Annotated in this window: 19 protein-coding genes; 11 read left to right on the top strand and 8 right to left on the bottom strand. The window is 43.3% G+C overall.

Annotation, left to right across the window (positions count from 1 at the left end; translation table 11 throughout):
- Window positions 1-333 precede the first annotated feature (333 nt).
- On the bottom strand, window positions 334-2,964 hold the full coding sequence (gene topA, locus R7127_RS10880) for a type I DNA topoisomerase (RefSeq protein ID WP_005378351.1): 2,631 nt from the start codon (window positions 2,962-2,964) through the stop codon (window positions 334-336).
- Window positions 2,965-3,398: 434 nt separating this feature from the next.
- Between topA and R7127_RS10885 the strand changes: the two genes are divergently transcribed.
- Window positions 3,399-3,647 (top strand): YciN family protein, encoded by a 249-nt coding sequence (locus R7127_RS10885; RefSeq protein ID WP_042522113.1) that lies wholly within the window; start codon window positions 3,399-3,401, stop codon window positions 3,645-3,647.
- A gap of 63 nt (window positions 3,648-3,710) precedes the next feature.
- On the opposite strand, the gene aroA is transcribed toward R7127_RS10885, so the two are convergent.
- Window positions 3,711-4,991 carry a 3-phosphoshikimate 1-carboxyvinyltransferase gene (aroA, locus tag R7127_RS10890; protein ID WP_017634728.1) on the bottom strand — a complete coding sequence of 427 codons (1,281 nt, stop codon included), beginning with the start codon at window positions 4,989-4,991 and terminating at the stop codon, window positions 3,711-3,713.
- Between the two features lie 290 nt (window positions 4,992-5,281).
- Window positions 5,282-5,758, bottom strand: coding sequence for a glycine zipper 2TM domain-containing protein (locus R7127_RS10895; protein ID WP_005378348.1), 477 nt, complete (start codon window positions 5,756-5,758; stop codon window positions 5,282-5,284).
- A gap of 39 nt (window positions 5,759-5,797) precedes the next feature.
- On the opposite strand from R7127_RS10895, the gene aat reads away from it, so the two are divergent.
- The 3 genes from aat (at window position 5,798) to infA (ending at window position 7,503) form a co-directional block, all read left to right on the top strand.
- Window positions 5,798-6,505 (top strand): leucyl/phenylalanyl-tRNA--protein transferase, encoded by a 708-nt coding sequence (gene aat / locus R7127_RS10900; RefSeq protein WP_005387881.1) that lies wholly within the window; start codon window positions 5,798-5,800, stop codon window positions 6,503-6,505.
- Entirely contained in the window at window positions 6,502-7,203 is a 702-nt protein-coding gene (locus R7127_RS10905; RefSeq protein ID WP_005378346.1) for an arginyltransferase, read from the top strand. Before aat ends, R7127_RS10905 begins: the two co-directional genes overlap by 4 nt.
- Before the next feature lie 81 nt (window positions 7,204-7,284).
- Window positions 7,285-7,503: a translation initiation factor IF-1 gene (gene infA / locus R7127_RS10910; protein WP_001040192.1), complete on the top strand. Its 219-nt coding sequence runs from the start codon at window positions 7,285-7,287 to the stop codon at window positions 7,501-7,503.
- A 133-nt stretch (window positions 7,504-7,636) separates the two neighbouring features.
- On the opposite strand, the gene clpA is transcribed toward infA, so the two are convergent.
- A complete protein-coding gene (clpA, locus tag R7127_RS10915; RefSeq protein WP_005387879.1) occupies window positions 7,637-9,904 on the bottom strand; it encodes an ATP-dependent Clp protease ATP-binding subunit ClpA in 2,268 nt (755 codons plus the stop codon).
- Between the two features lie 50 nt (window positions 9,905-9,954).
- Window positions 9,955-10,275 carry an ATP-dependent Clp protease adapter ClpS gene (clpS, locus tag R7127_RS10920; RefSeq protein ID WP_005378419.1) on the bottom strand — a complete coding sequence of 107 codons (321 nt, stop codon included), beginning with the start codon at window positions 10,273-10,275 and terminating at the stop codon, window positions 9,955-9,957.
- A gap of 704 nt (window positions 10,276-10,979) precedes the next feature.
- Here clpS and cspD point away from each other — a divergent pair.
- Window positions 10,980-11,198: a cold shock domain-containing protein CspD gene (gene cspD, locus R7127_RS10925; protein ID WP_005378407.1), complete on the top strand. Its 219-nt coding sequence runs from the start codon at window positions 10,980-10,982 to the stop codon at window positions 11,196-11,198.
- A 185-nt stretch (window positions 11,199-11,383) separates the two neighbouring features.
- Here cspD and R7127_RS10930 read toward each other — a convergent pair whose 3' ends face one another.
- Window positions 11,384-13,609: an NADP-dependent isocitrate dehydrogenase gene (locus R7127_RS10930; protein WP_172563328.1), complete on the bottom strand. Its 2,226-nt coding sequence runs from the start codon at window positions 13,607-13,609 to the stop codon at window positions 11,384-11,386.
- Between the two features lie 311 nt (window positions 13,610-13,920).
- Here R7127_RS10930 and R7127_RS10935 point away from each other — a divergent pair, with 311 nt between their 5' ends.
- The gene (locus tag R7127_RS10935; RefSeq protein ID WP_017634731.1) at window positions 13,921-14,622 is read left to right on the top strand and encodes a pseudouridine synthase; all 702 of its coding nucleotides are present in this window, start codon (window positions 13,921-13,923) and stop codon (window positions 14,620-14,622) included.
- A gap of 85 nt (window positions 14,623-14,707) precedes the next feature.
- On the opposite strand, the gene R7127_RS10940 is transcribed toward R7127_RS10935, so the two are convergent.
- Window positions 14,708-15,385 (bottom strand): DUF2057 family protein, encoded by a 678-nt coding sequence (locus R7127_RS10940; protein WP_017634732.1) that lies wholly within the window; start codon window positions 15,383-15,385, stop codon window positions 14,708-14,710.
- A gap of 76 nt (window positions 15,386-15,461) precedes the next feature.
- On the bottom strand, window positions 15,462-16,541 hold the full coding sequence (locus R7127_RS10945) for a porin (RefSeq protein ID WP_005378424.1): 1,080 nt from the start codon (window positions 16,539-16,541) through the stop codon (window positions 15,462-15,464).
- Window positions 16,542-17,056: 515 nt separating this feature from the next.
- Between R7127_RS10945 and dinG the strand changes: the two genes are divergently transcribed.
- The 5 genes from dinG (at window position 17,057) to xthA (ending at window position 21,540) form a co-directional block, all read left to right on the top strand.
- Window positions 17,057-19,132: an ATP-dependent DNA helicase DinG gene (gene dinG / locus R7127_RS10950; protein WP_172563329.1), complete on the top strand. Its 2,076-nt coding sequence runs from the start codon at window positions 17,057-17,059 to the stop codon at window positions 19,130-19,132.
- A gap of 14 nt (window positions 19,133-19,146) precedes the next feature.
- Window positions 19,147-19,932 carry a sulfite exporter TauE/SafE family protein gene (locus tag R7127_RS10955; RefSeq protein WP_005387866.1) on the top strand — a complete coding sequence of 262 codons (786 nt, stop codon included), beginning with the start codon at window positions 19,147-19,149 and terminating at the stop codon, window positions 19,930-19,932.
- A complete protein-coding gene (locus R7127_RS10960) occupies window positions 19,929-20,474 on the top strand; it encodes a primosomal replication protein (protein WP_033905048.1) in 546 nt (181 codons plus the stop codon). The genes R7127_RS10955 and R7127_RS10960 overlap by 4 nt, the downstream gene beginning before the upstream one ends.
- On the top strand, window positions 20,474-20,638 hold the full coding sequence (gene rsmS, locus R7127_RS10965) for a pleiotropic regulatory protein RsmS (RefSeq protein WP_005378432.1): 165 nt from the start codon (window positions 20,474-20,476) through the stop codon (window positions 20,636-20,638). The genes R7127_RS10960 and rsmS overlap by 1 nt, the downstream gene beginning before the upstream one ends.
- 95 nt (window positions 20,639-20,733) lie before the next feature.
- Window positions 20,734-21,540, top strand: coding sequence for an exodeoxyribonuclease III (xthA, locus tag R7127_RS10970; protein ID WP_005378433.1), 807 nt, complete (start codon window positions 20,734-20,736; stop codon window positions 21,538-21,540).
- Window positions 21,541-21,575: the final 35 nt, after the last annotated feature.

Here is a 21,575-nt window from a genome sequence, read left to right on the forward strand (position 1 = left end):
TCTTGCGTACTCAAGACGATATCTAGATCACACATGGAAAAGCAAACGATTACATTGTGAAAACAATTTACGAACGGATTCACTACACCGCCGATTTTTTAGCCCAATGTATAACAAATATGTGAATGCAAAATGAAAGTTACAACAAATATTTTTTACATAAAAAATACATCAGCGACTACGAAATATTGATGCTGGGATCTTCTCGCGTCAGCAAAACTCAGTCAAAGCAGCAAAGATCTATACGAACAACACAGTGGCCTTTACGCAAAAACAAAACGCAAAAAAGGCAGCGATATCGCTGCCTTTTTACATTACTTAGATCGTACGTTTTTATGCTTTCGCTTTTTTACGCTTATCAGTGACTTCCCACTTACCGTCAACAAAGAGCGCTGTCCAACCACTTGGCTTACCGTTCTCTTCCGAACGAACGTAGTTCTCTTTTGTTTTACGGCTAAAGCGTACAACAGCAGGACGACCATCAGGATCTTCTTGCGGCGCAGTTGCTAGGTATTTGAACTTCTCAGGTAAACGCTCTTCAAAACGTGCCAGTTCAGCAACCAAAGGAGCACGTGTCTCGCGCGATTTCGGGAAATTGCTTGCCGCCATAAATAGACCCGAAGCACCATCACGAAGTACGAAATACGCATCTGAGTTTTCACATGGCAACTCGGGGAAATGAACAGGATCTTCTTTCGGGGGCGCGACTTCGCCATTCTTCAAGATCTTACGAGTGTTCTTACATGTTTCGCTCGTACAATCCATGTATTTACCAAAGCGACCGTTCTTAAGCACCATATCAGAGCCACATTTGTCACATTCAACAACTGGACCATCGTAGCCTTTTACTTTGAACTCGCCGTATTCAACAAGGTAGCCTTCACAGTTCGGGTTATTACCACAAACATGCATCTTACGCTTGTCATCAATCAGGTATGCGTCCATCGCTGTTTCACAGATCGGACAACGCTTTTTAGCACGAAGAGCTGCGGTTTCAACGTCTTCTTCTAGAACGTTAATAATACCTTCTTCGTCACCCAAGTTGATGGTTGTCTTACAACGCTCTTTTGGTGGTAACGCGTAACCTGAACAGCCTAAGAACACACCTGTTGAAGCAGTACGGATGCCCATTGGACGGCTACACGTCGGACACTCGATATCCGTCATGACGATGTGGTTTAACTTCATACCGCCTTCTGACTCATCCAGCTCCGCTTTTTCAAGATCGCCAGTAAAATCAGCAAAGAAGTTGTCTAACACAGCTTTCCAGTTCACTTCACCTTCAGCGATTTGGTCCAATTTCTGTTCCATACGCGCAGTAAAGTCGTAGTTCATCAAATCGTTAAAGCTGTCATCAAGGCGGTCAGTAACAATTTCACCCATTTTTTCAGCGTAGAAACGGCGCTGATCAACTTTCACGTAGCCACGATCTTGAATCGTAGAAATGATCGATGCGTAAGTCGACGGACGACCAATGCCTCGTTTCTCCAGCTCTTTAACCAGTGCTGCTTCAGTGTAGCGCGCAGGTGGCTTTGTAAAGTGCTGTTTAGGGTCAAGTGACTCTAAGCTTAGCTTATCGCCAAGTTGTACCGCTGGAAGGATTGTATCCTCGTTTTTGCCCATTGGACGCTGTACACGAGTCCAGCCGTCAAATTTAAGGATACGGCCTTTCGCTTTAAGCGTGTATTCTGCCGCTTTTACGCTGATGGTTGTTGAATCGTATTCTGCTGGCGTCATTTGACACGCTACAAACTGATTCCAAATCAAAGCGTAAAGTTTGTGCGCATCAGCATCGACACCTTGCAGGTCTTCCGCCTTAACACCCACATTTGAAGGACGGATCGCTTCGTGCGCTTCCTGTGCCCCTTCTTTGCTACCGTACGTCAATGGTTTCGCTGGCAGGTACTTATCACCAAACTCAGAACCAATAAAGTCACGTACAGCGTCCACAGCCTCGGCACTTAGGTTAGTCGAGTCAGTACGCATATAAGTGATGTAACCGGCCTCATAGAGGCGCTGAGCTAGCATCATGGTCTTTTTCACGCCGTAGCCCAGGCGTGTACTCGCTGCCTGTTGAAGCGTAGAGGTGATGTAAGGTGCTGAAGGCTTGCTCTTTGTAGGGCGGTCTTCACGCTTACATACTTCGTAACTTGCATTCTCAAGTACAGACATCGCTGCTTTGGTTTCTGCCTCATTAACTGGCTTAAACGCAGAACCGTCTTTCTGAGCAACAAGCAGTTTAAAGTCCGCTTTGTCTTTCGTTTTCGTATTCGCATGAATGTCCCAGAACTCTTCTGGTACAAACGCGTTAATCTCACGCTCACGCTCAACTAACAGTTTCACCGCAACAGACTGCACTCGACCAGCAGATAAGCCACGAGCCACTTTTTTCCAAAGTAGAGGTGAAACCATAAAACCAACGACACGGTCCATGAAGCGACGTGCTTGTTGGGCATTTACACCATCCATGTTCAGCTCACCAGGTGTCTGGAAAGCTTGTTGGATCGCGTTTTTCGTAATTTCGTTAAAAACTACACGTTTGTATCGCTCTTCATCGCCACCGATGATCTCACGAAGGTGCCATGCGATTGCTTCCCCTTCGCGGTCCAAATCGGTTGCGAGATAAACGCAATCTGCGTCTTTGGCGAGTTTTTGTAGTTCGTTGACAACTTTTTCTTTGCCTGGAAGGATTTGGTAATTCGCTTCCCAGTCATGATATGGGTTAATCCCCATTTTTTTGATCAACGCTTTGCGGTCTTTCTCTTTTTTAACGCGCGCTTTCTCTTCCGGACTCATCCCTTTAGTTGAGATGGCTGCGGCTTTTTTCTCACCAGTGCTTTGACCGGCCGTAGGCAGATCACGCACATGACCAACACTAGACTTAACAATAAAGTCTTTACCAAGGTACTTATTTATCGTCTTTGCCTTGGCTGGTGACTCCACTATAACGAGTGATTTACCCATAACTGACTCTAACGTCCTTCATAATAATGCGGGTAGAAACCTTATTTAAAGGCCACCCGCATAATGTTCTATTTCATTGCTTCTTTTTTTACTATTGTGCGAGATGAAAAGAAGATCAACTGCTTTTTTGAAATTCAGATCCGATTGGTTGACAATTCATCGTCTTTATACTTCAAAGAGACAGGGTTCTGAAAGGTATTGAGCGGCATATCTAAACAGGCAAACTTAGCATCCGCTAATCCAATGCAATAAATTTTGTTACCCATCACAAAATAGTTTCGTTCAATACTCTGCCATCTTCCTCCGCATCATATTTACACTCTAAAAATTGATCTGTTTAGTCTTACTGAACGATTGACTGAATTAATCATGCAACCCCATTTTAGTTGTAGGTATACTCAGCGTTCTTAACTGAATAGAATGGTAGAAAGAATATGTCTGATAGAACGCTTATCGAAGAGTTCGACCTTCTTTTGATCGCTAACCAAATCATCCAAGAGCACGATGATTACATCGAGGGAATGCGAGCAACAAGTGTAGAAGAAAAAGAAGGTGTTTTAGTTTTTAAAGGTGAATACTTCCTTGATGACAAAGGTTTACCAACTTCAAATACGACTGCAGTATTCAATATGTTCAAATACTTAGCGCATCACCTTTCTAAGGAATTTACGCTGGTTAAATAGTATTGGGAAACAAAAAAGCCAGAGTGTTATTCACTCTGGCTTTCCGGTTTCAGGTCAGAATATTTAGCAGCTTAAAGCCTTAAGTTTGTCGAAGTAGTCAGGGAACGTTTTCGACGTACACTTTGGATCGTTAATCGTCACAGGCGTATCACTAAGTGCCACCAGCGAAAAACACATCGCCATTCGATGATCATCGTAAGTATCAATCGCAGCATGCTTTAACTGAGAGACAGGTTTGACGATGATGTAGTCTTCCCCTTCTTCCACTTCCGCACCAACTTTACGTAACTCAGTCGCCATAGCTGACAAACGGTCTGTTTCTTTTACACGCCAGTTATAAACGTTACGAATAGCGGTAGTGCCTTCGGCAAATAGCGCTGTTGTCGCGATGGTCATTGCAGCATCAGGGATATGGTTGTAATCCATATCAATGCCTTTTAATTGACCAACACGTGAAATTACGTAGTCATCACCCCATTCAATTTCTGCACCCATTTTTTCAAGCGCATCAGCAAATTGAATATCACCTTGAATGCTGTTTTTACCGATACCCGTGACTTTAACTTCTCCGCCTTTGATGGCTGCCGCCGCCAAGAAGTAAGAAGCAGAAGACGCGTCACCTTCAACCAAGAAATCGCCTGGAGCGATGTATTGCTGACCGGCTGGGATCACAAACTCTTGATAGTCGTTGTTGATCACATCGACTCCAAACTGCTTCATGATATGCAGGGTGATATCGATATAAGGCTTAGAAACCAAATCGCCTTCGATGTTGATGCGAATTTCACCTTCAGCCAATGGCGCAGACATTAAGAAAGCGGTCAAGAACTGACTTGAAATGGACCCATCGATAGAAACTGTACCTGCTTTTAGGCCAGTACCAATTATTTTGAGAGGCGGAAAGTTCTCGTTTTCCATGTACTCAACGTTCGCACCAGCATCTTTCAGTGCCGTGACAAGGTGACCAATTGGACGCTCTTTCATACGAGGTTCGCCCGTCAGTACATACTCCCCTTCTCCAAGACAAAGAGCCGCAGCTAATGGTCGCATCGCAGTGCCAGCATTGCCGAGAAATAACTCTACCGGCTCTGAGACAGAAAACGGACGCCCAAGGCCGTCAACGAGACATTCTGTTTTATCTTCGGAAAGTTGGTATTGAACGCCTAGTTTAGTCAGCGCATTCAGCATATGACGAATATCATCACTGTCGAGGAGATTAGTAAGGCGAGTTCTGCCTTTAGCAAGAGCAGCAAGTAAAAGAGCTCGATTAGAAACACTTTTAGAGCCAGGAAGGTTCACTTCCCCTTGAATTTTATTGATAGGTTGTAACGTTAGGCTTTCCATTAAAAGTTGATAATCCTTTGTGCCCTCAACATACGATTTTTTATGAGGGCTAAACAATTCTTCGTGAATTCAGACTACCCAAAAAAACACGACAAAACCAGAGTAAATCGGCGCTAATTTATGAATATCCTCAAGCAGCCTAAAGATACAGAATTAAAGGCATTGCCAGCGATGTAAATCAGAGCGAAAGAAGCACGGCGAAACAGCAAACTATTTCGACTTTATTTGACGATAAGCCAGCCCGACTGTACATGCCTGATTAGGCTTCGTTAGACTAAAACAACCTAGGGTTAATAAGTGATATCAACCCTGACTCCATCATCAAAATATAAAATACGAACTTCATCCCCTCGACTAAATAACATATTTTTATCAACATCTTGGATGACATTAATTAGCTTATCACCCTTCACTTTGATGAGTAGCTCAACTAACTTATATTCAACCGTGTATTGGTAATTACTTTGGTTTTGAGCAACTGCGGCACCTGCAAGCGCACCCACTGCCGTCGCGACTTCTCTTCCCGTACCGCCACCAAATTGATTACCGACTAAACCACCGATAGTGGCACCAAGTAGTGTCTTCCAACCGTTACTTTTCGATTGAACAACCTCTTGTTGAGTAATATAACGGACAGAGTCAATCTTCCCGTAAACTACTTCATTAACTGGCTTGGCAACATTTCTTTCATAGGCTGCGTTGGCGACAAGTGGTAAAAACAGTATGATCCCAAGCCATACTTTTACGATATTTCTTAACCAGGTCATCATAAACTCCTCTGACTCCAATGTTGGTAACGACTTCTTATGGCTATTTATTTAACTGAACTCGATGAAACGTTCAACTTTCCCTCACCCTATAAAGCACTCAGCGACCCCAATGGTTTGCTGGCTTTTGGTGGTGACTTAAACCCCATGAGAATCCTCAATGGTTACTATCAAGGCATTTTCCCTTGGTATGGTCCTGGTGAACCTATTTTATGGTGGAGCCCTTCTCCGCGCGCTGTGTTTGACCCATTGCAGTTTAAGCCATCTAAAAGTCTCAAAAAATTTCAGCGTAAACATAACTATAAAGTAACACTCAATTTCGCGACAGAAGAAGTGATTAGACTATGTTCTTCAACACGCCCTGCAGAGGAAACATGGCTCAACGAGGAAATGCAAGCTTCCTACATTGAGTTAGCCAAACTTGGTCACTGTCACTCTGTAGAAGTATGGCATGACAACAACCTGATTGGCGGACTATATGGCATCTGCGTGGGCCAACTTTTTTGCGGGGAGTCGATGTTTAGCCTAAAAGATAACGCATCCAAAATTGCATTGTGGTACTTATGCAACCATTTGGCGTCAAAGCAAGGTCAATTAATCGATTGCCAAGTTATGAATTCTCACTTGGCATCACTTGGCGCATTTGAACTTGAGCGTGACGAATTTATGCAAAAACTACTATCTTTAAGAGAAAAGCAAACACTATTTGATGCCTATCAGCCCCAAGTTTTGCAGGATTCAGTATGAGTACGGATATACAACATATTCGAATAGGGTTGACGAATAATCACCCTTGTAGTTATTTGCCTGAACGGCAAGAGCGGGTTGCGGTGGCGCTTGATGAAAGGCTGCATACTGAAGAAAATTACCAGTTGCTCATGGCTAACGGTTTTCGTCGTAGCGGAGATACCATATATAAACCGCATTGCGAGCATTGCACCGCTTGCCAGCCAATTCGAGTCTCGATTCCAGACGTTAGATTATCAAAAAGTCAGAAGAGGCTGCTTAATAAAGCACAGTCTTTACGCTGGGAAATGAAACCTGAAATGGATGAGGAATGGTTTGAGCTTTACAGTCGGTACATCTGCAAACGGCATAAAAACGGCACTATGTACCCACCAAAGCGTGATGAGTTTGCTCGATTTGCTCAAACTAGCTGGCTGACAACGTCGTTTTTACACATTTACGATGAATCAGATCAATTGCTCGCCATTGCGGTGACAGATTTGATGCCACAATGCTCGAGTGCTTTTTATACTTTCTTTGACCCTGACTACGAGTTATCTCTTGGGACATTAGCGGTGCTTTATCAAATTAAATACTGCCAAGAAAACAAACAACAGTGGCTATATTTGGGATATCAGATTGATGAGTGCCCAGCAATGAGCTACAAAACACGCTTTCAACGCCACCAAAGGCTAGTAAATCAGCGTTGGCGAGGGTAGAATACGCCTCAACTTTACATAATTACTATTTAGCGGCAGAATATAGCCCGCTAATATTGCCTAATTTCTAAAGAGGATTAAATGGCTAAAGAAGACGTAATCGAGATGCAAGGCACAGTCCTTGACACTCTACCAAACACTATGTTCCGTGTTGAACTTGAAAACGGTCACGTTGTGACTGCTCACATCTCTGGCAAGATGCGTAAGAACTACATCCGTATCCTAACGGGTGACAAAGTAACTGTAGAGATGACTCCATACGACCTGTCAAAAGGCCGCATCGTCTTCCGCGCTCGTTAATCTCTGATTTTCGGATGCAATAAAAAACGGAGCAAGCTGCTCCGTTTTTTATTGCATAATTTTTTCCGATTTAGTTCAGATAAAAAAGCGCACGATCTTCTCGTGCGCTTTTGCGTTTGTTACCGACTAACGATTAATGCATCGCTGTCTCTTTCTCACTTAAGTATTCAAACTCAAGCGTATCGTTGACCAGCGTTACTTTCACTGTACCGCCGTCAACTAAAGATCCAAACAACAGTTCGTTAGCCAAAGGCTTCTTAAGCTGTTCTTGGATAACACGCCCCATTGGGCGAGCCCCCATAGCTTTGTCATAACCTTTATGTGCTAACCAATGGCGAGCGTCTTGCGATACTTCCATTGAAACGCCTCTCGCATCAAGTTGCACTTGCAGTTCAACAATGAACTTATCAACCACTTGATGGATAACGCTTTCATCAAGGCTGTTAAACCAGATGATGTTATCAAGACGGTTACGGAACTCAGGAGTAAACACCTTCTTAATTTCCGCCATTGCATCATGACTGTTGTCTTGTTGAATCAAACCAATTGATTTCTTCTCGGTTTCCGCCACTCCTGCGTTAGTTGTCATAACAAGAATGACATTACGGAAGTCTGCTTTGCGACCATTGTTGTCCGTTAGCGTACCGTTATCCATGACTTGCAACAGCAGGTTAAAGATATCAGGGTGCGCTTTTTCAATCTCATCAAGTAATACGACTGAATGTGGGTGCTTAATAACAGCATCAGTTAGCAAACCACCTTGGTCATAACCGACATAACCAGGAGGCGCACCAATTAAGCGACTTACGGAGTGACGCTCACCATACTCAGACATATCAAAACGAAGTAGCTCGATACCTAGAAGCTTAGATAACTGCACCGTCACCTCTGTTTTACCAACCCCTGTTGGGCCTGCAAACAAAAATGAACCAACAGGTTTGTTGTCTACACCTAAACCTGCACGTGTCAGCTTGATCGCCTCGGATAATGCATCAATCGCATTATCTTGACCAAATACCAACATCTTCATTTTGCTATCTAAGTTTTTCAAAATGTCTTTATCTGAAGAAGAAACCGACTTCTCTGGAATTCGCGCCATTTTGGCAACCATTGATTCGATATCAGCCACTCCGACCGTTTTTTTACGACGGCTTGCAGGAGCAAGACGACTACGAGCACCAGCTTCATCAATGACATCAATGGCCTTATCTGGTAGATGGCGTTCATTAATGTATTTAGCCGACAGTTCTACCGCGGCACGCAGTGCTTTATTGGTATAACGTACTTCATGGTGAGCTTCGTACTTCGGCTTCAAGCCCATCAAGATTTTAGTTGTGTCATCTAATGAAGGTTCTACAACGTCTATCTTTTGGAAACGGCGAGACAACGCACGCTCTTTCTCGAAAATGTTGCTGTATTCTTGGTATGTCGTCGAACCAATACAACGCAACTTACCACTACTTAAAAGAGGCTTAATAAGATTTGCTGCATCGACTTGACCACCAGATGCCGCGCCTGCACCGATGATGGTATGTATTTCATCGATGAACAAAATGGCATCTTCTTCTTTTTCAAGTTGTTTCAAAATCGCCTTGAAGCGCTTTTCAAAATCACCGCGATATTTGGTACCAGCGAGCAAAGAACCAATATCTAGTGAATAAATCACGCTGTTTTGAATAACCTCAGGGACCTGCCCTTCGACAATTCTCCATGCAAGACCTTCCGCTATGGCTGTTTTACCAACCCCTGCCTCACCCACTAGTAGTGGATTATTCTTGCGGCGTCGACAAAGTACCTGAATAGTGCGCTCTAACTCTTTATCACGTCCAATGAGTGGGTCGATGTTTCCATCTTTAGCGACTTGATTAAGATTCGTCGCAAAGCTTTCTAGGCGTTCTTCAGAATTAGGCTCTTCAACACTTTCTGAGCTAAACGAGTCTGATGATGAATCCTCACCTGCACCTGATGCTTTAGTAATACCGTGGGAGATGAAGTTAACAATATCTAATCGGGAGATGTCATTTTTCTTCAGTAGGTAAGCGGCATGCGACTCTTGCTCACTGAAGATAGCAACAAGCACGTTGGCGCCTGTTACTTCATTACGACCAGACGACTGTACATGAAAGACGGCGCGTTGTAGTACACGTTGAAAACTCAAAGTCGGCTGCGTTTCACGCGTCTCATCACTATCTGGGATAAGAGGCGTAGTTTGATCGATGAAAATATCGAGTTCGTTGCGTAAAGCGTCAAGATCCGCCTTACAAGCTAGAAGGGCTTCCTTAGCTGCATCATTTTCCAACAATGCAAGTAGGAGGTGTTCGACAGTCATAAACTCGTGGCGTTTATCTCGCGCCCGAGCAAATGCACCGTTAAGGCTTGACTCTAGTTCTTTATTTAGCATAAGTACCTCCCGAAAAAACAACTGGGGTTGTTCGAGCAAGTCTTCTTTGTTTACGCTTGCTCCATAGTGCAAAGTAGCGGATGTTCATTTTCCCTTGCGTACATCGTAACTTGCGCTACTTTTGTCTCGGCAATTTCTGCGCTGTATGTGCCGCAGATTGCCTTTCCTTCATAGTGGACCTGAAGCATGATTTGAGTTGCTTTATCAATATCATGTGAGAAAAATCGCTCAAGCACCTCTATGACGAAATCCATAGGTGTATAGTCATCATTATTGAGTACGACATTGTACAGCTTAGGTGGCTGGACTTTCGTACTTTCTCGCTCCAGAAGATCAGAGTCCGGAGTGACCCATTCAAAATTTTTACTCATGGCAATCTAAAGATATCGTATCAAAGGGTTGATGTTTTCGACCTATAAAAACAATCTACCACAAGCATGCAGCGCGGTGTAGTGAGTTATGGCACCGAATTCGATCTTTGATCGATAAAAGTTGCTACCTAATATAGAGACTAATGCACGTCTTGATACGGCGCAAATAAAAGATGCTTGTCGATAAGTTACACATTTTTTCTTATAAAAGAACTTTCTATTTATTGCTCTCGGACTATTGCAAACCACCCCATCATCTTCTATCTGGATCACACTTCCTCATTGAGAATACGGTAATTATCACGAAAACTTCATTTTTTATTCAGTCAGAGGATTCTTCTCCCATAAGCAACACGGACAGTATGGCTTTTTCAGTATGAGCCACTTCATAGGCAAATTGACTAAACTTCTGCGTATATACGAAAAACTGTTTGCAAATTTGTTAATCTCAAAAGTGATTTGTTTTCAATTATGTTTCTGTTTGTTGCTCACTGCTATTGACTGTCGAAATTCATTGACTACAGTGGAAAGTGTTGATGCATAAATCATCATTTTGAAACCTCTCTTCTTTAAGTGGTTTGATGAATGTGACTTATCATTGATTTGACGTTTGTTGGCATTCGCTGACAATGGTAGTACCAAGTTAAAGGTATAACTTGGTTGCAGTAACAACATCAGTAAAAAATGCATGAGGGATGTAAAGCATGGCTACAGGTACAGTAAAGTGGTTTAACAATGCCAAAGGATTTGGGTTTATTTGTTCAGATGAAGAAGAGGGAGATATCTTTGCCCACTACTCAACTATCCAGATGGACGGTTATCGTACACTGAAAGCAGGCCAACAAGTCTCTTACGAGATTGAAAAAGGTCCCAAAGGCTGTCACGCGAGTAGCGTCGTGCCTCTTGAAGGCCAAGCCAAATAATTAGAGCGCTGTCGAAATATAAAAATATTGCTCTCGAAACGCCATGTTGATGTTTTGAAGAGAAAAATAAACCCGCCAAGATAGCGGGTTTCTTACTATTTAGAGCACGTGTTACAAAAGGGACACTTACAACGCACTTACAGGATAGGAAACACGCCGAAAACGACGTGTTTTTTAACACTAACTTACTTGTTAATGATTGCGTTAAAGGTTTCGCTTGGACGCATCAATTTAGAAACCAATGCATCGTCTAGTAAGTAGTAACCTCCTAGCTCACCTTTCACGCCTTGCGCATTATTTAGCTCAGCAACGATCGTTTCTTCCTGCTCTGACAGCACTTTTGCAATTGGTGCAAATTCAGCAGCAAGATCCGCATCATCCGTTTGCTCTGAAAGCGCTTTCGCCCAGTAAAGTGCAAGATAGAAGTGGCTTCCACGGTTATCTAGCTCACCCACTTTGCGTGACGGAGATTTGTTGGTGTCTAAAAACTCACCGGTCGCTTTATCTAGTGTATCTGCTAGAACCTGAGCCTTAGGATTGTTTGTCGCTACACTTAAATGCTCTAACGAAGCTGCAAGCGCTAGGAACTCGCCCAAAGAATCCCAACGAAGGTGATTCTCTTTTTCTACTTGTTGAACGTGCTTAGGAGCAGAACCACCAGCACCTGTTTCAAATAGACCACCACCATTCATCAATGGAACAATAGATAGCATCTTAGCAGACGTACCTAACTCTAGAATTGGGAACAAGTCTGTTAGGTAGTCACGAAGAACATTACCTGTAACAGAGATAGTATCTAGGCCCGCTTTCATACGCTCTAGTGAGTACTTACAAGCTTCAACAGGAGATAGGATCTTAATCTCTAGACCGTCAGTATCGTGATCTGGTAGGTAGGCGTTTACTTTCTTTATGAGCTCAGCATCGTGCGCGCGGTTTTCATCTAGCCAGAATACAGCTGGAACACCTGTTGCACGTGCGCGAGTCACTGCTAGTTTAACCCAATCTTGGATTGGTGCGTCTTTAACCTGACACATACGGAAGATATCACCTTCTTCAACCGCTTGCTCTAACAGTACGTTACCTGAAGCATCAACAACGCGAACAGTACCCGCAGCGTCTAGAATGAATGTCTTGTCGTGAGAACCATACTCTTCAGCTTTCTGAGCCATTAGACCAACGTTAGGTACGCTACCCATAGTGGTTGGATCAAATGCGCCGTGCTCTTTACAGAAATCAATAACCGCTTGGTAAATACCTGCGTAGCTACGATCTGGAATCATCGCTTTGGTGTCTTTTTGTTTACCATCTGGTCCCCACATTTGACCCGAAGAGCGAAGCATTGCTGGCATAGAAGCATCTACAATAATGTCACTTGGTACATGTAAGTTTGTGATACCACGATCAGAGTCAACCATCGCAAGTTCTGGTTGAGTTTGGTAAACCGCTTGAATGGCCGCTTCAATTTCTGCTTTTTGCGCTTCAGGTAGAGACTCAATTTTTGAGTAAACATCACCGATGCCATTGTTTACATCAACGCCTAGCTCTTCAAACAGCTTACCGTACTTATCGAAAACGTCTTTGTAGTAAACTTTTACGGCATGGCCGAAAATGACAGGGTCAGAAACTTTCATCATCGTCGCTTTCATATGAAGAGACAGCAGCACGTCTTGTGCTTTCGCTTCAGCAATCTCTTTCTCGAAAAATTCAACCAACGCCTTCTTCTTCATTACTGAAGTATCAATGACTTCTTTATCTAGTAATGGGAACGCAGACTTAAGCTCTTTAACTGTACCATCATTACCGACAAACTCGATTTTGACCTCTGTTGCACCAGAGATAGTTGTAGACTTTTCGCTACCAAAGAAGTCATTGTCTGACATGCTCGCAACATGAGACTTAGATTCTGCTGACCATGCACCCATTGAGTGTGGGTTTTTCTTCGCGTAGTTCTTAACCGAAGTCGGAGCACGACGGTCTGAGTTACCTTCACGAAGTACTGGGTTAACCGCACTACCTTTGATTTTGTCGTAAGCCGCTTTAATCGCTTTCTCTTCGTACGTGCTCGGCTCTTCTGGGTAGTTTGGTAAATCGTAACCTTTCGCCTGAAGCTCTTTAATCGCCGCTTTAAGCTGAGGAACTGAAGCTGAAATGTTAGGTAGCTTGATGATATTTGCTTCTGGAGTTTGAGCTAGTTCACCAAGCTCAGTCAACGCATCGCCAATGCGCTGTTCTTCTTTTAGATGCTCTGGGAAGTTAGCGATAATTCGACCTGCTAGTGAAATATCACGAGTATCTACATTGATGCCAGACGATGCTGTGAATGATTGAATGATTGGTAGTAATGAATAAGTTGCTAGCGCCGGCGCTTCATCAGTGATGGTGTAGATAATTGTAGGTTTTTCTGTAGGCATGAAATTTCCCTATTTTTTAATCAACTTGTTGGCTGATCAACTCAGCGTCTGAGTTGGTTTAATTGACGCATTGCTGCGCGTTAGCAGTACATGTCTCCTCACTAACGCCACATGCGGTTCGCACTCTTTGTTGTAGTTTGAAGCTCTAAGCTCTGAATCCATGAGTGCACTGATATAATTAAACAAATAACACGAATTAGTCTATCATTCTGTGCGCGTTTGTTAGTTTTAGGCGCGCAAATCATATCCGATCATGAGAAAACTTAAAACTTTCAAACACAGTTCATTTACATTTTTGCAGGGTAGTTAACATGTCATCTCGTACAGGTCAGGAAAAAGGTCGCAGTCGTAACCAGTCTAAAACGGGCCATTTTAAACACTCAGGAGCTCGCAATGGCTCGAAGACTCGTACTCAGCAAGACCGCCGCCCTAATCGCCCAACAAAAAGCCAAAAGCCAAAAGTGGCCCCTAAAGATCGTAAAGTCATTATTTTCAATAAGCCTTACGATACGCTCAGTCAATTTACCGATGGCGATGGTCGCAAAACGTTAGCGGACTATATCCCAATCAAAAATGTCTATGCGGCTGGCCGATTGGACCGAGACAGCGAAGGTTTGATGGTACTCACTAACGATGGCATCTTGCAGGCGAAGCTAACGCAGCCAAAGTCAAAATCGCCGAAGACTTATTGGGTTCAAGTTGATGGCGCTCCTCAGGAGCAAGATCTTGAAAAATTGAGAAAGGGAGTAGAGCTAAAAGATGGTATGACTCTACCAGCCGAAGTTGAAGTTATTCCAAAACCACAAGTCTGGGACAGAACGCCTCCGGTTCGTTTTCGCGCAAATATCCCTACCACTTGGTTAGCCATTACCATTATTGAAGGAAGAAATCGTCAGGTGCGTCGCATGACTGCGCACATTGGCTTCCCTACTTTGCGCCTCATTCGTCATTCGATGGGTGATATCGTCCTTAACGACCTAATGCCTGGTGAATGGAGAGAAATCTCTCTCTAATAAGCAGAAAAGATAAAAGCAGGCTTAAAGCCTGCTTTTTAGATTCGTACTTTTTCAGTTAAGCCCTATCTAATGAACTAAGGGATTACTGCTCAGCAAGCCAGTTTTTAAAGGCCTCTTTTTCCGCCGGAGACGCTTTCTGGTACATCGTCTTTAATACATCAACCATTGGGCTGTCGTTCGATGCGGCTGTTGAACGGGTATCACTAGTCTCAACTCGAGGCTCGATATCACTTACTGATTGTTGATGCTGATTCACAGTTACATAACTAACGGCAACACTCGCGATACCGCCAGCAATATTGTAGTTGCGAGATTCTTGAGGGTAATTACGACCAATTTGAACACCATCTGACTCTAATACATCTTCGACCAAAGCAATAGGTTGGCCTTTGGTATCCAGTAATTGCCAATCTAGAGGCGAGATGTTGTTTTGCGCTTGGCGAAGAGTTTTAAACTCTGGCAGTTCAAACGTTAGCTTTTCGTTTTCAGCATCAAATTTAGCAACGATTACATCACTGTAAACCGTCTTAAGGTTTTCGTTAATTTCGAATGTAGGTTGATATTTGAAGACAATTTGATTCGTTCCGTCAGGTAGTTCGATTGTCTTCTCACTAGAAAAAAGACCACCTTCTAGATCTGGCTTCTCCATGTTGACGGCCAATAACTTCACGTCTTCTGGAACCACTAAAGTCGTTGCAGCGTAGAGGTTTGTACTGGCAAAAATAGACAGTGCCATTGCCACTTTTAATGATAACTGCATAGAATTTTTCATCCTTATCTTCATAGTAAAAGACCCAGCATATAGCTGGGTCTTACAATATCAAACTGGGTATTGATTACCAGTAGAAACGAGCACCAACACCGAAGTTAGTTGCGTCGTCTGTGTCTTTGTTGTCGAAGTCAGTACCTTCGAAAGTGTAACCCGCTTCTGCGAATACACGTGCCCATTTAGAGAACTTGTATTCAACACCAGCGTAGAACCAAGAAGAGTCTGCGTCTACTTTACCTGCTTCGTCAGTAGACTGAGCTAGGTACTCGTAACCAGAGTATAGAGTTGTTTTAGGAGCAACAGCGAACATACCAGCTACAACGATGTAGTGTGAATCAACTGTTGATTTACCTAGCTTATCTTCGTTTTCGTTGTAGTAGTACGTAGCACCTAGAGTGTGCTCGTTTAGTGCGTACTCAGCAGTTACTTCAAAAGATAGGTTTTCGTTATCAGTACGCTCTGTGTGAGAAACTGTTTGCTCTACACCATTAAGAACTAGTTTTTTCTCTTTAGTTACGTTGATGTCGTTGTTCGCAGTAAGTACACCAGCGTGTAGAGATAGGTCGTTGAAAGATTTACCAACGAATACTTCTAGTACTTCTTCGTTAGAATCTTTTTCGCCTAGCGCGTAACCAGCTTTTAGCCAGAACGCGTCATTTTCGTAAGCGTATTTGATTTGAGAATCGTTGTTCCAAGCGTGACCGTATGCAGTTTCCGCTGCGTTACCACCGAAGAAGTAAGAGTAATCTGCGAAGTATACGTCATCAGCCCAAGTACCTTCTTTACCGAAGCGAAGAGTACCCATATCACCCATATCAAAACCGATGATGTGGCGACGTACGTATACAGAGTCATCTGTACGCTCGCTTGAATCAGCACCTGCGTCGTAGTTGTCACCTAGAGCAACACCGATTTCAACTTCACCCAGAACTTTTAGGCTTTCGTCAACAACGTAAACCGCGTTCACACCAGTACGAGAAGAGCTAGTGTTTAGCTCTGCTGTGTGATCAGTTTTTTCTGTGAATAGAAGAGTTGGACGTAGCTGACCGTAGAAATCTACAGAACCTTCTTCAGATTTGAATACTTCAGCTGCGTTCACTGAAGTTGCAGACGCAACTACAGCTAGTGCTAATAGAGTTTTTTTCATAATTAATCCACTGCCTTTTCTTAGTTCGGGATATCCTTGTCCGGTTCCCTTTTTTTATATGTTTGAGGTAGAGCGTTAACAAAACGTTATACAGCACCTCCTCAAAATCTGGAGCTAAGAGTGCAAAAGATTATTCTGGCTGTCAAATTTTCTAAATACCAATGTAAAAAAAACAAAATACCATTATAAAACAACAACTTGATAAGTTTACCTTTATTTATTCGACGAACATCTAACCAATCTCCATTATTATTTGTAATTTACAAAATTATTAACAAATGGTTTTTTAATCCAATAAGTAAATTTAAAAAAACAAAAAAAAGAATAAAAACCCACAAATCAGACCAAGTTGGAGTTTTATATTTTTCATATAATGAAATTAATTTCATTAAGATAAGGTTCAATATTTTTTTGTGAAGGAGATCTACATTCCTTATAAAAGCATTCCGTTTTGTGAACTACTGTACAACTAGTGATGTGTGCTACTATTCGCCTCCAACGCATTTGAGGCCCGTATGCTGACCAGTAACATTCAAAAATCGATTCGTAATAGCTATCAAAACCTTCAAGATCAACTTGATAACTTTGTGCCTAGAAGAGCACAAAACTACCTTGTTGCAGAGATTGCAAAAACGCTGTGCGGTCAGTATCACAAATCTAACCGAATACTCGTTGCAGAAGCAGGGACTGGAATTGGTAAATCGCTCTCCTATCTAATGGCGACCATTCCCGTGGCTGTACATAACAATAGAAAAGTGGTTATCTCAACGGCGACCGTCGCTCTGCAAGAGCAGCTCATAAATAAAGACCTCCCTCTTTTTCGTCGGATTACCGACCGAGAGTTTTCTTTTATTTTGGCAAAAGGCCGTCAACGCTATTGTTGTGCAGAAAAGCTCGCTACTGCTAGCGGTGCTGATGGTGGCCAGTTAGCCATGTTTGAAACCAAACCTAAGCAAAAAGATATAGAGCTGTTAGAAACAATGCATCGCTCTCTTGCGCAAGGTAAATGGGACGGTGACCGTGATTCTTGGCCTAAACCCATCGACGATAAGCTTTGGCAACTGATTGTCAGTGATAAACACAGTTGCAATAACAGTTTACCAGGCCACCGCGGCTGCCCATTCCAAAAAGCGCGCTCAGAGTTGGATAAAAACGATGTCATCATTGCTAACCACTCTCTCGTCATGGCAGACGCAGATTTAGGTGGCGGCGTGATTTTACCTGAGCCAGAAAATACGATATACGTCTTCGACGAGGCACATCACTTACCTCACGTCGCTCGTGACCATGCTTCAGCATCTGCGAGTTTAAAAGGTGCGGCAGCATGGCTTGAGAAGTTAAATCAGTCGATTAGTAAGTTTTCATCACTCGCAGACGAGAAACGCGTAGCTCGATTTCGCAACGACCTTCGAGACGCGGTTCAGAACTTGATACCGGCACTGACTCAATTGCCCAAACAGTTCGACCCGGCTCAATTTGAAGAGGGTATCTACCGCTTCGAACACGGTGAACTACCAGAATGGCTAGAGAACCAATCCAAAGAACTAAAACAGTTCAGTAAAAAAGCAAATCAGAGTGTGGCAAAAATTGCCGACCTTATTGCGGAAAGAGTAAAGGACGGGGAGCTTGCGACAAGATTGGCTGAACCAGCGCTTGCAGAGCTCGGTTTCTACATTCAAAGGTTAGAAAACCTAGCGCAAGTATGGCATTTAATGGCTGAACCAGCTCGTGAAAAAGGTGCGCCTTTAGCTCGCTGGTTAGAAACCCACCCTGATCGCGAGGGTGATTTCATTGTGAGTGTTTCGCCACTTGAAATTGGATGGCAACTCGACCAACAGATTTGGAGCAGATGTATTGGCGCCATTTTGGTTTCCGCAACGATGCGTGCATTAAACTCTTTCCATTACTTTTGCCATCAGGTTGGTATTGATGGAAAACCAGAATCAGGCACTCAGTTTTTAGCGCTTGCGTCACCATTCGATTACCAAAACCAGGCAGAATTGCTCATCCCTGCGATGAAATATGAACCACCAGCGCCTCAATTTACTGAATATCTTATCGAGATATTGCCTAAGTACTTGGAAGACAAGAAAGCCAACTTAGTATTATTCTCATCCTATTGGCAGATGAACCAAGTCGCGAAGGCACTCTCTTCGGAGTTCATAAAAAAAGGCTGGGCGTTGCAAGTTCAAGGTGAAAGCTCACGTCAAGAAATTCTAAAAAAACATAAAAAGCTAATAGAATCAAATAAAACCAGCGTCTTATTTGGTACTGGCAGTTTCTCTGAGGGGCTAGACTTACCTGGCGAATTACTTGAAAACTTGGTGATTACAAAAATTCCATTTGGCGTTCCAACCTCCCCTGTTGAGCAGGCTCATTCCGAATACATTGAGAAAAAAGGAGGAAACCCGTTTATGCAAATAACTGTACCAGACGCAAGCAAAAAGCTGATCCAGAGCGTAGGTCGCTTACTGCGTAAAGAGAGAGACTCTGGTAGAGTAACGATTCTTGATCGACGCCTAGTCACTAAGCGATACGGACAAGCCTTAATCGACTCACTACCTCCATTTAAACGTAAAATAGAATATTAGAAGAATCACCATTTATGGAAATGATTGAGCCAACCATGCTGTTGGTGTTGGCGCTTGTCGCTTTTGTCGCAGGATTTATTGATGCAGTTGCCGGTGGTGGTGGCATGCTTACCGTACCTGCTCTACTTTCGCTAGGCTTGCCGCCTCATATTGCACTAGGCACCAATAAACTTGCCGCTACCTTTGCTTCTTCTACTGCAGCATTTACGTACTACAAAAAACGTCTATTCAAACCTCAATGCTGGAGGCGTGCATTCGTGGCAACACTCGTCGGAGCGACATTAGGTACGCTATTTGTAGATGCGATTAGTACGGATTGGCTGGAAAAAGGATTGCCGCTTGTTATTTTGGCGGCAGCGTTGTATACCGTTTTTCATAAAACACCCCACTCTGCTCATCAAAGTCCAATACCCGAGCCTTGCCCAAAACTTCATAAAAAACAGTACATGCAAGGCTTATCCATAGGATTCTACGACGGACTCGCAGGGCCTGGAACTGGGGCTTTTTGGACAGTAAGTTCAATGGCGCTGTACCGACTGAATATCTTGCTCGCCTCTGGCTTAGCAAAAGCAATGAACTTTACCAGTAACTTTACCTCTTTGATCACTTTTGCATTCCTCGGACACATCAACTGGGTGCTAGGCTTAACAATGGGAGTATGTTTAATGGCTGGTGCTTTTGTTGGCGCGCACTCCGCTATTAGATTTGGTTCTAAATTCATTCGTCCTGTATTTGTTACTGTCGTCAGCATACTAGCCATTAAATTGGCTTATGACGCATGGTTTGTAGGCTTGTCATGAACATTTCTCAACTCCAGGAAAATCTAGAACAAATGGCGAAGCAAGCCGCTGTTCTTGACCGTCAAAGAGGCGAACATCATGTTCCGCTTTTTGATGAGCGTTTATTTGGTTGCCGCTCTCGCTTACTTACTCCTTGCGTAAAAGAAGCAAAAGCCACGCTGGATGCGATTGTGCGTGAGCAAAATGAAGGTAAGCTCACCGCTTTGCGTGCTGAGTACCTCACTGAACGGTTAGTGGCGCAAATCGGTGCAATTCAACGCGAGATTTCTACCACTAAAATTCGTAAGAATGAAATCAAACATAGCAGCTATTTCCGCAAGCCTATCAACGTGCTTTATCAGGAACTCGCTCAACACCAAGAGTGGGCAAGACGCTTGCGCGAGATGGTGTTAGAAAAAGAACGTGCTGTCGAAAGCGCTCCGAGTTTTATGCGTGCCGACGCTCAAAAAGTATTACTAGCAACCGAGCAACGTTTAGCGCGTTGTGAAGCAGCACTTCTTAAGCTAGAGAACCAAATTACACATAGGGAAAAACATCAATAATGGCTGATCAACCAACCTCGCCTTTAGATGACGCACCTGAAGAGATCAAACTGGCTGTCGATTTAATCTATTTGCTTGAGAGCAATGAGATAGATCCAGAAGTTGCGCTTAACGCTTTAAAGATCGTGCAAAACGACTTAGAAAACAAATTAAAAGCAAAGTAGCTCAGAGCGTTTCAATCCTTTCACCGAGACTCATTTTCAGTGCTCTTACACAATGATACTATTCATAAAAAAGTACGCCCCCAAAAGGATAAATAATGAAAGTAATCAGCTTTAACATCAATGGACTACGTGCGCGACTGCACCAACTCCAAGCGCTAATCGACAAACACCAACCTGATGTGATTGGTCTTCAGGAAATTAAAGTTCACGATGAAGCATTCCCGATTGAAGCTGTCGAAGCCATGGGCTACAAAGTGTATTTCCATGGTCAAAAAGCACATTACGGCGTAGCAATGCTTTGTAAGCAAGAGCCTCTACACGTACAAAAAGGGTTCCCGACGGATAACGAGGAACATCAAAAGCGCATGATCATGGCAACGTTTTTAAATGAAAACGGCGAAAAGGTCACTGTGCTAAACGGCTATTTCCCTCAAGGGGATAACATCAGCCACGAAACCAAATTCCCATACAAGCGCCAATTCTATAAAGATCTGATGACCTACCTAAACGATCATCACAATAACGACGAGCAATTGATTGTTATGGGTGACATCAACATCAGCCCTATTGATGCAGATATCGGTATCGGCGAGCCAAACCGTAAACGTTGGCTAAAAACAGGTAAATGTTCATTCCAACCTGAAGAGCGCGAATGGTTGAAAACCTTACTAGACTGGGGCTTTGTGGACACCTTCCGTAAGCTATACCCAGAGGTGAACGATCAATTTTCGTGGTTTGACTACCGTTCTCGCGGTTTTGATGATAACCGTGGCCTACGAATTGATGTCATTTTGGCAACCCCTTCTCTAGCGGAAAAGTGTATTGAATCTGGTATCGACTATGAGCTTCGTGGTATCGAGAAGCCTTCAGATCACGCACCAATCTGGTCAACATTTAAGTAATATATTGCAAAGCTATAAGCGAGACTCAACGCTAA

The sequence above is a fragment of the Vibrio sp. 1159 genome (assembly GCF_033340395.1).
Taxonomy (GTDB): Bacteria; Pseudomonadota; Gammaproteobacteria; order Enterobacterales; family Vibrionaceae; genus Vibrio; species Vibrio alginolyticus.

What these genes read in the sequence shown, in the direction of transcription:
- topA (WP_005378351.1), bottom strand. Translation starts at nt 2,964, where the DNA reads ATGGGTAAATCACTCGTTATAGTGGAGTCACCAGCCAAGGCAAAGACG.
- R7127_RS10885 (WP_042522113.1), top strand. Translation starts at nt 3,399, where the DNA reads ATGTCTGATAGAACGCTTATCGAAGAGTTCGACCTTCTTTTGATCGCT.
- aroA (WP_017634728.1), bottom strand. Translation starts at nt 4,991, where the DNA reads ATGGAAAGCCTAACGTTACAACCTATCAATAAAATTCAAGGGGAAGTG.
- R7127_RS10895 (WP_005378348.1), bottom strand. Translation starts at nt 5,758, where the DNA reads ATGACCTGGTTAAGAAATATCGTAAAAGTATGGCTTGGGATCATACTG.
- aat (WP_005387881.1), top strand. Translation starts at nt 5,798, where the DNA reads ATGGCTATTTATTTAACTGAACTCGATGAAACGTTCAACTTTCCCTCA.
- R7127_RS10905 (WP_005378346.1), top strand. Translation starts at nt 6,502, where the DNA reads ATGAGTACGGATATACAACATATTCGAATAGGGTTGACGAATAATCAC.
- infA (WP_001040192.1), top strand. Translation starts at nt 7,285, where the DNA reads ATGGCTAAAGAAGACGTAATCGAGATGCAAGGCACAGTCCTTGACACT.
- clpA (WP_005387879.1), bottom strand. Translation starts at nt 9,904, where the DNA reads ATGCTAAATAAAGAACTAGAGTCAAGCCTTAACGGTGCATTTGCTCGG.
- clpS (WP_005378419.1), bottom strand. Translation starts at nt 10,275, where the DNA reads ATGAGTAAAAATTTTGAATGGGTCACTCCGGACTCTGATCTTCTGGAG.
- cspD (WP_005378407.1), top strand. Translation starts at nt 10,980, where the DNA reads ATGGCTACAGGTACAGTAAAGTGGTTTAACAATGCCAAAGGATTTGGG.
- R7127_RS10930 (WP_172563328.1), bottom strand. Translation starts at nt 13,609, where the DNA reads ATGCCTACAGAAAAACCTACAATTATCTACACCATCACTGATGAAGCG.
- R7127_RS10935 (WP_017634731.1), top strand. Translation starts at nt 13,921, where the DNA reads ATGTCATCTCGTACAGGTCAGGAAAAAGGTCGCAGTCGTAACCAGTCT.
- R7127_RS10940 (WP_017634732.1), bottom strand. Translation starts at nt 15,385, where the DNA reads ATGCAGTTATCATTAAAAGTGGCAATGGCACTGTCTATTTTTGCCAGT.
- R7127_RS10945 (WP_005378424.1), bottom strand. Translation starts at nt 16,541, where the DNA reads ATGAAAAAAACTCTATTAGCACTAGCTGTAGTTGCGTCTGCAACTTCA.
- dinG (WP_172563329.1), top strand. Translation starts at nt 17,057, where the DNA reads ATGCTGACCAGTAACATTCAAAAATCGATTCGTAATAGCTATCAAAAC.
- R7127_RS10955 (WP_005387866.1), top strand. Translation starts at nt 19,147, where the DNA reads ATGGAAATGATTGAGCCAACCATGCTGTTGGTGTTGGCGCTTGTCGCT.
- R7127_RS10960 (WP_033905048.1), top strand. Translation starts at nt 19,929, where the DNA reads ATGAACATTTCTCAACTCCAGGAAAATCTAGAACAAATGGCGAAGCAA.
- rsmS (WP_005378432.1), top strand. Translation starts at nt 20,474, where the DNA reads ATGGCTGATCAACCAACCTCGCCTTTAGATGACGCACCTGAAGAGATC.
- xthA (WP_005378433.1), top strand. Translation starts at nt 20,734, where the DNA reads ATGAAAGTAATCAGCTTTAACATCAATGGACTACGTGCGCGACTGCAC.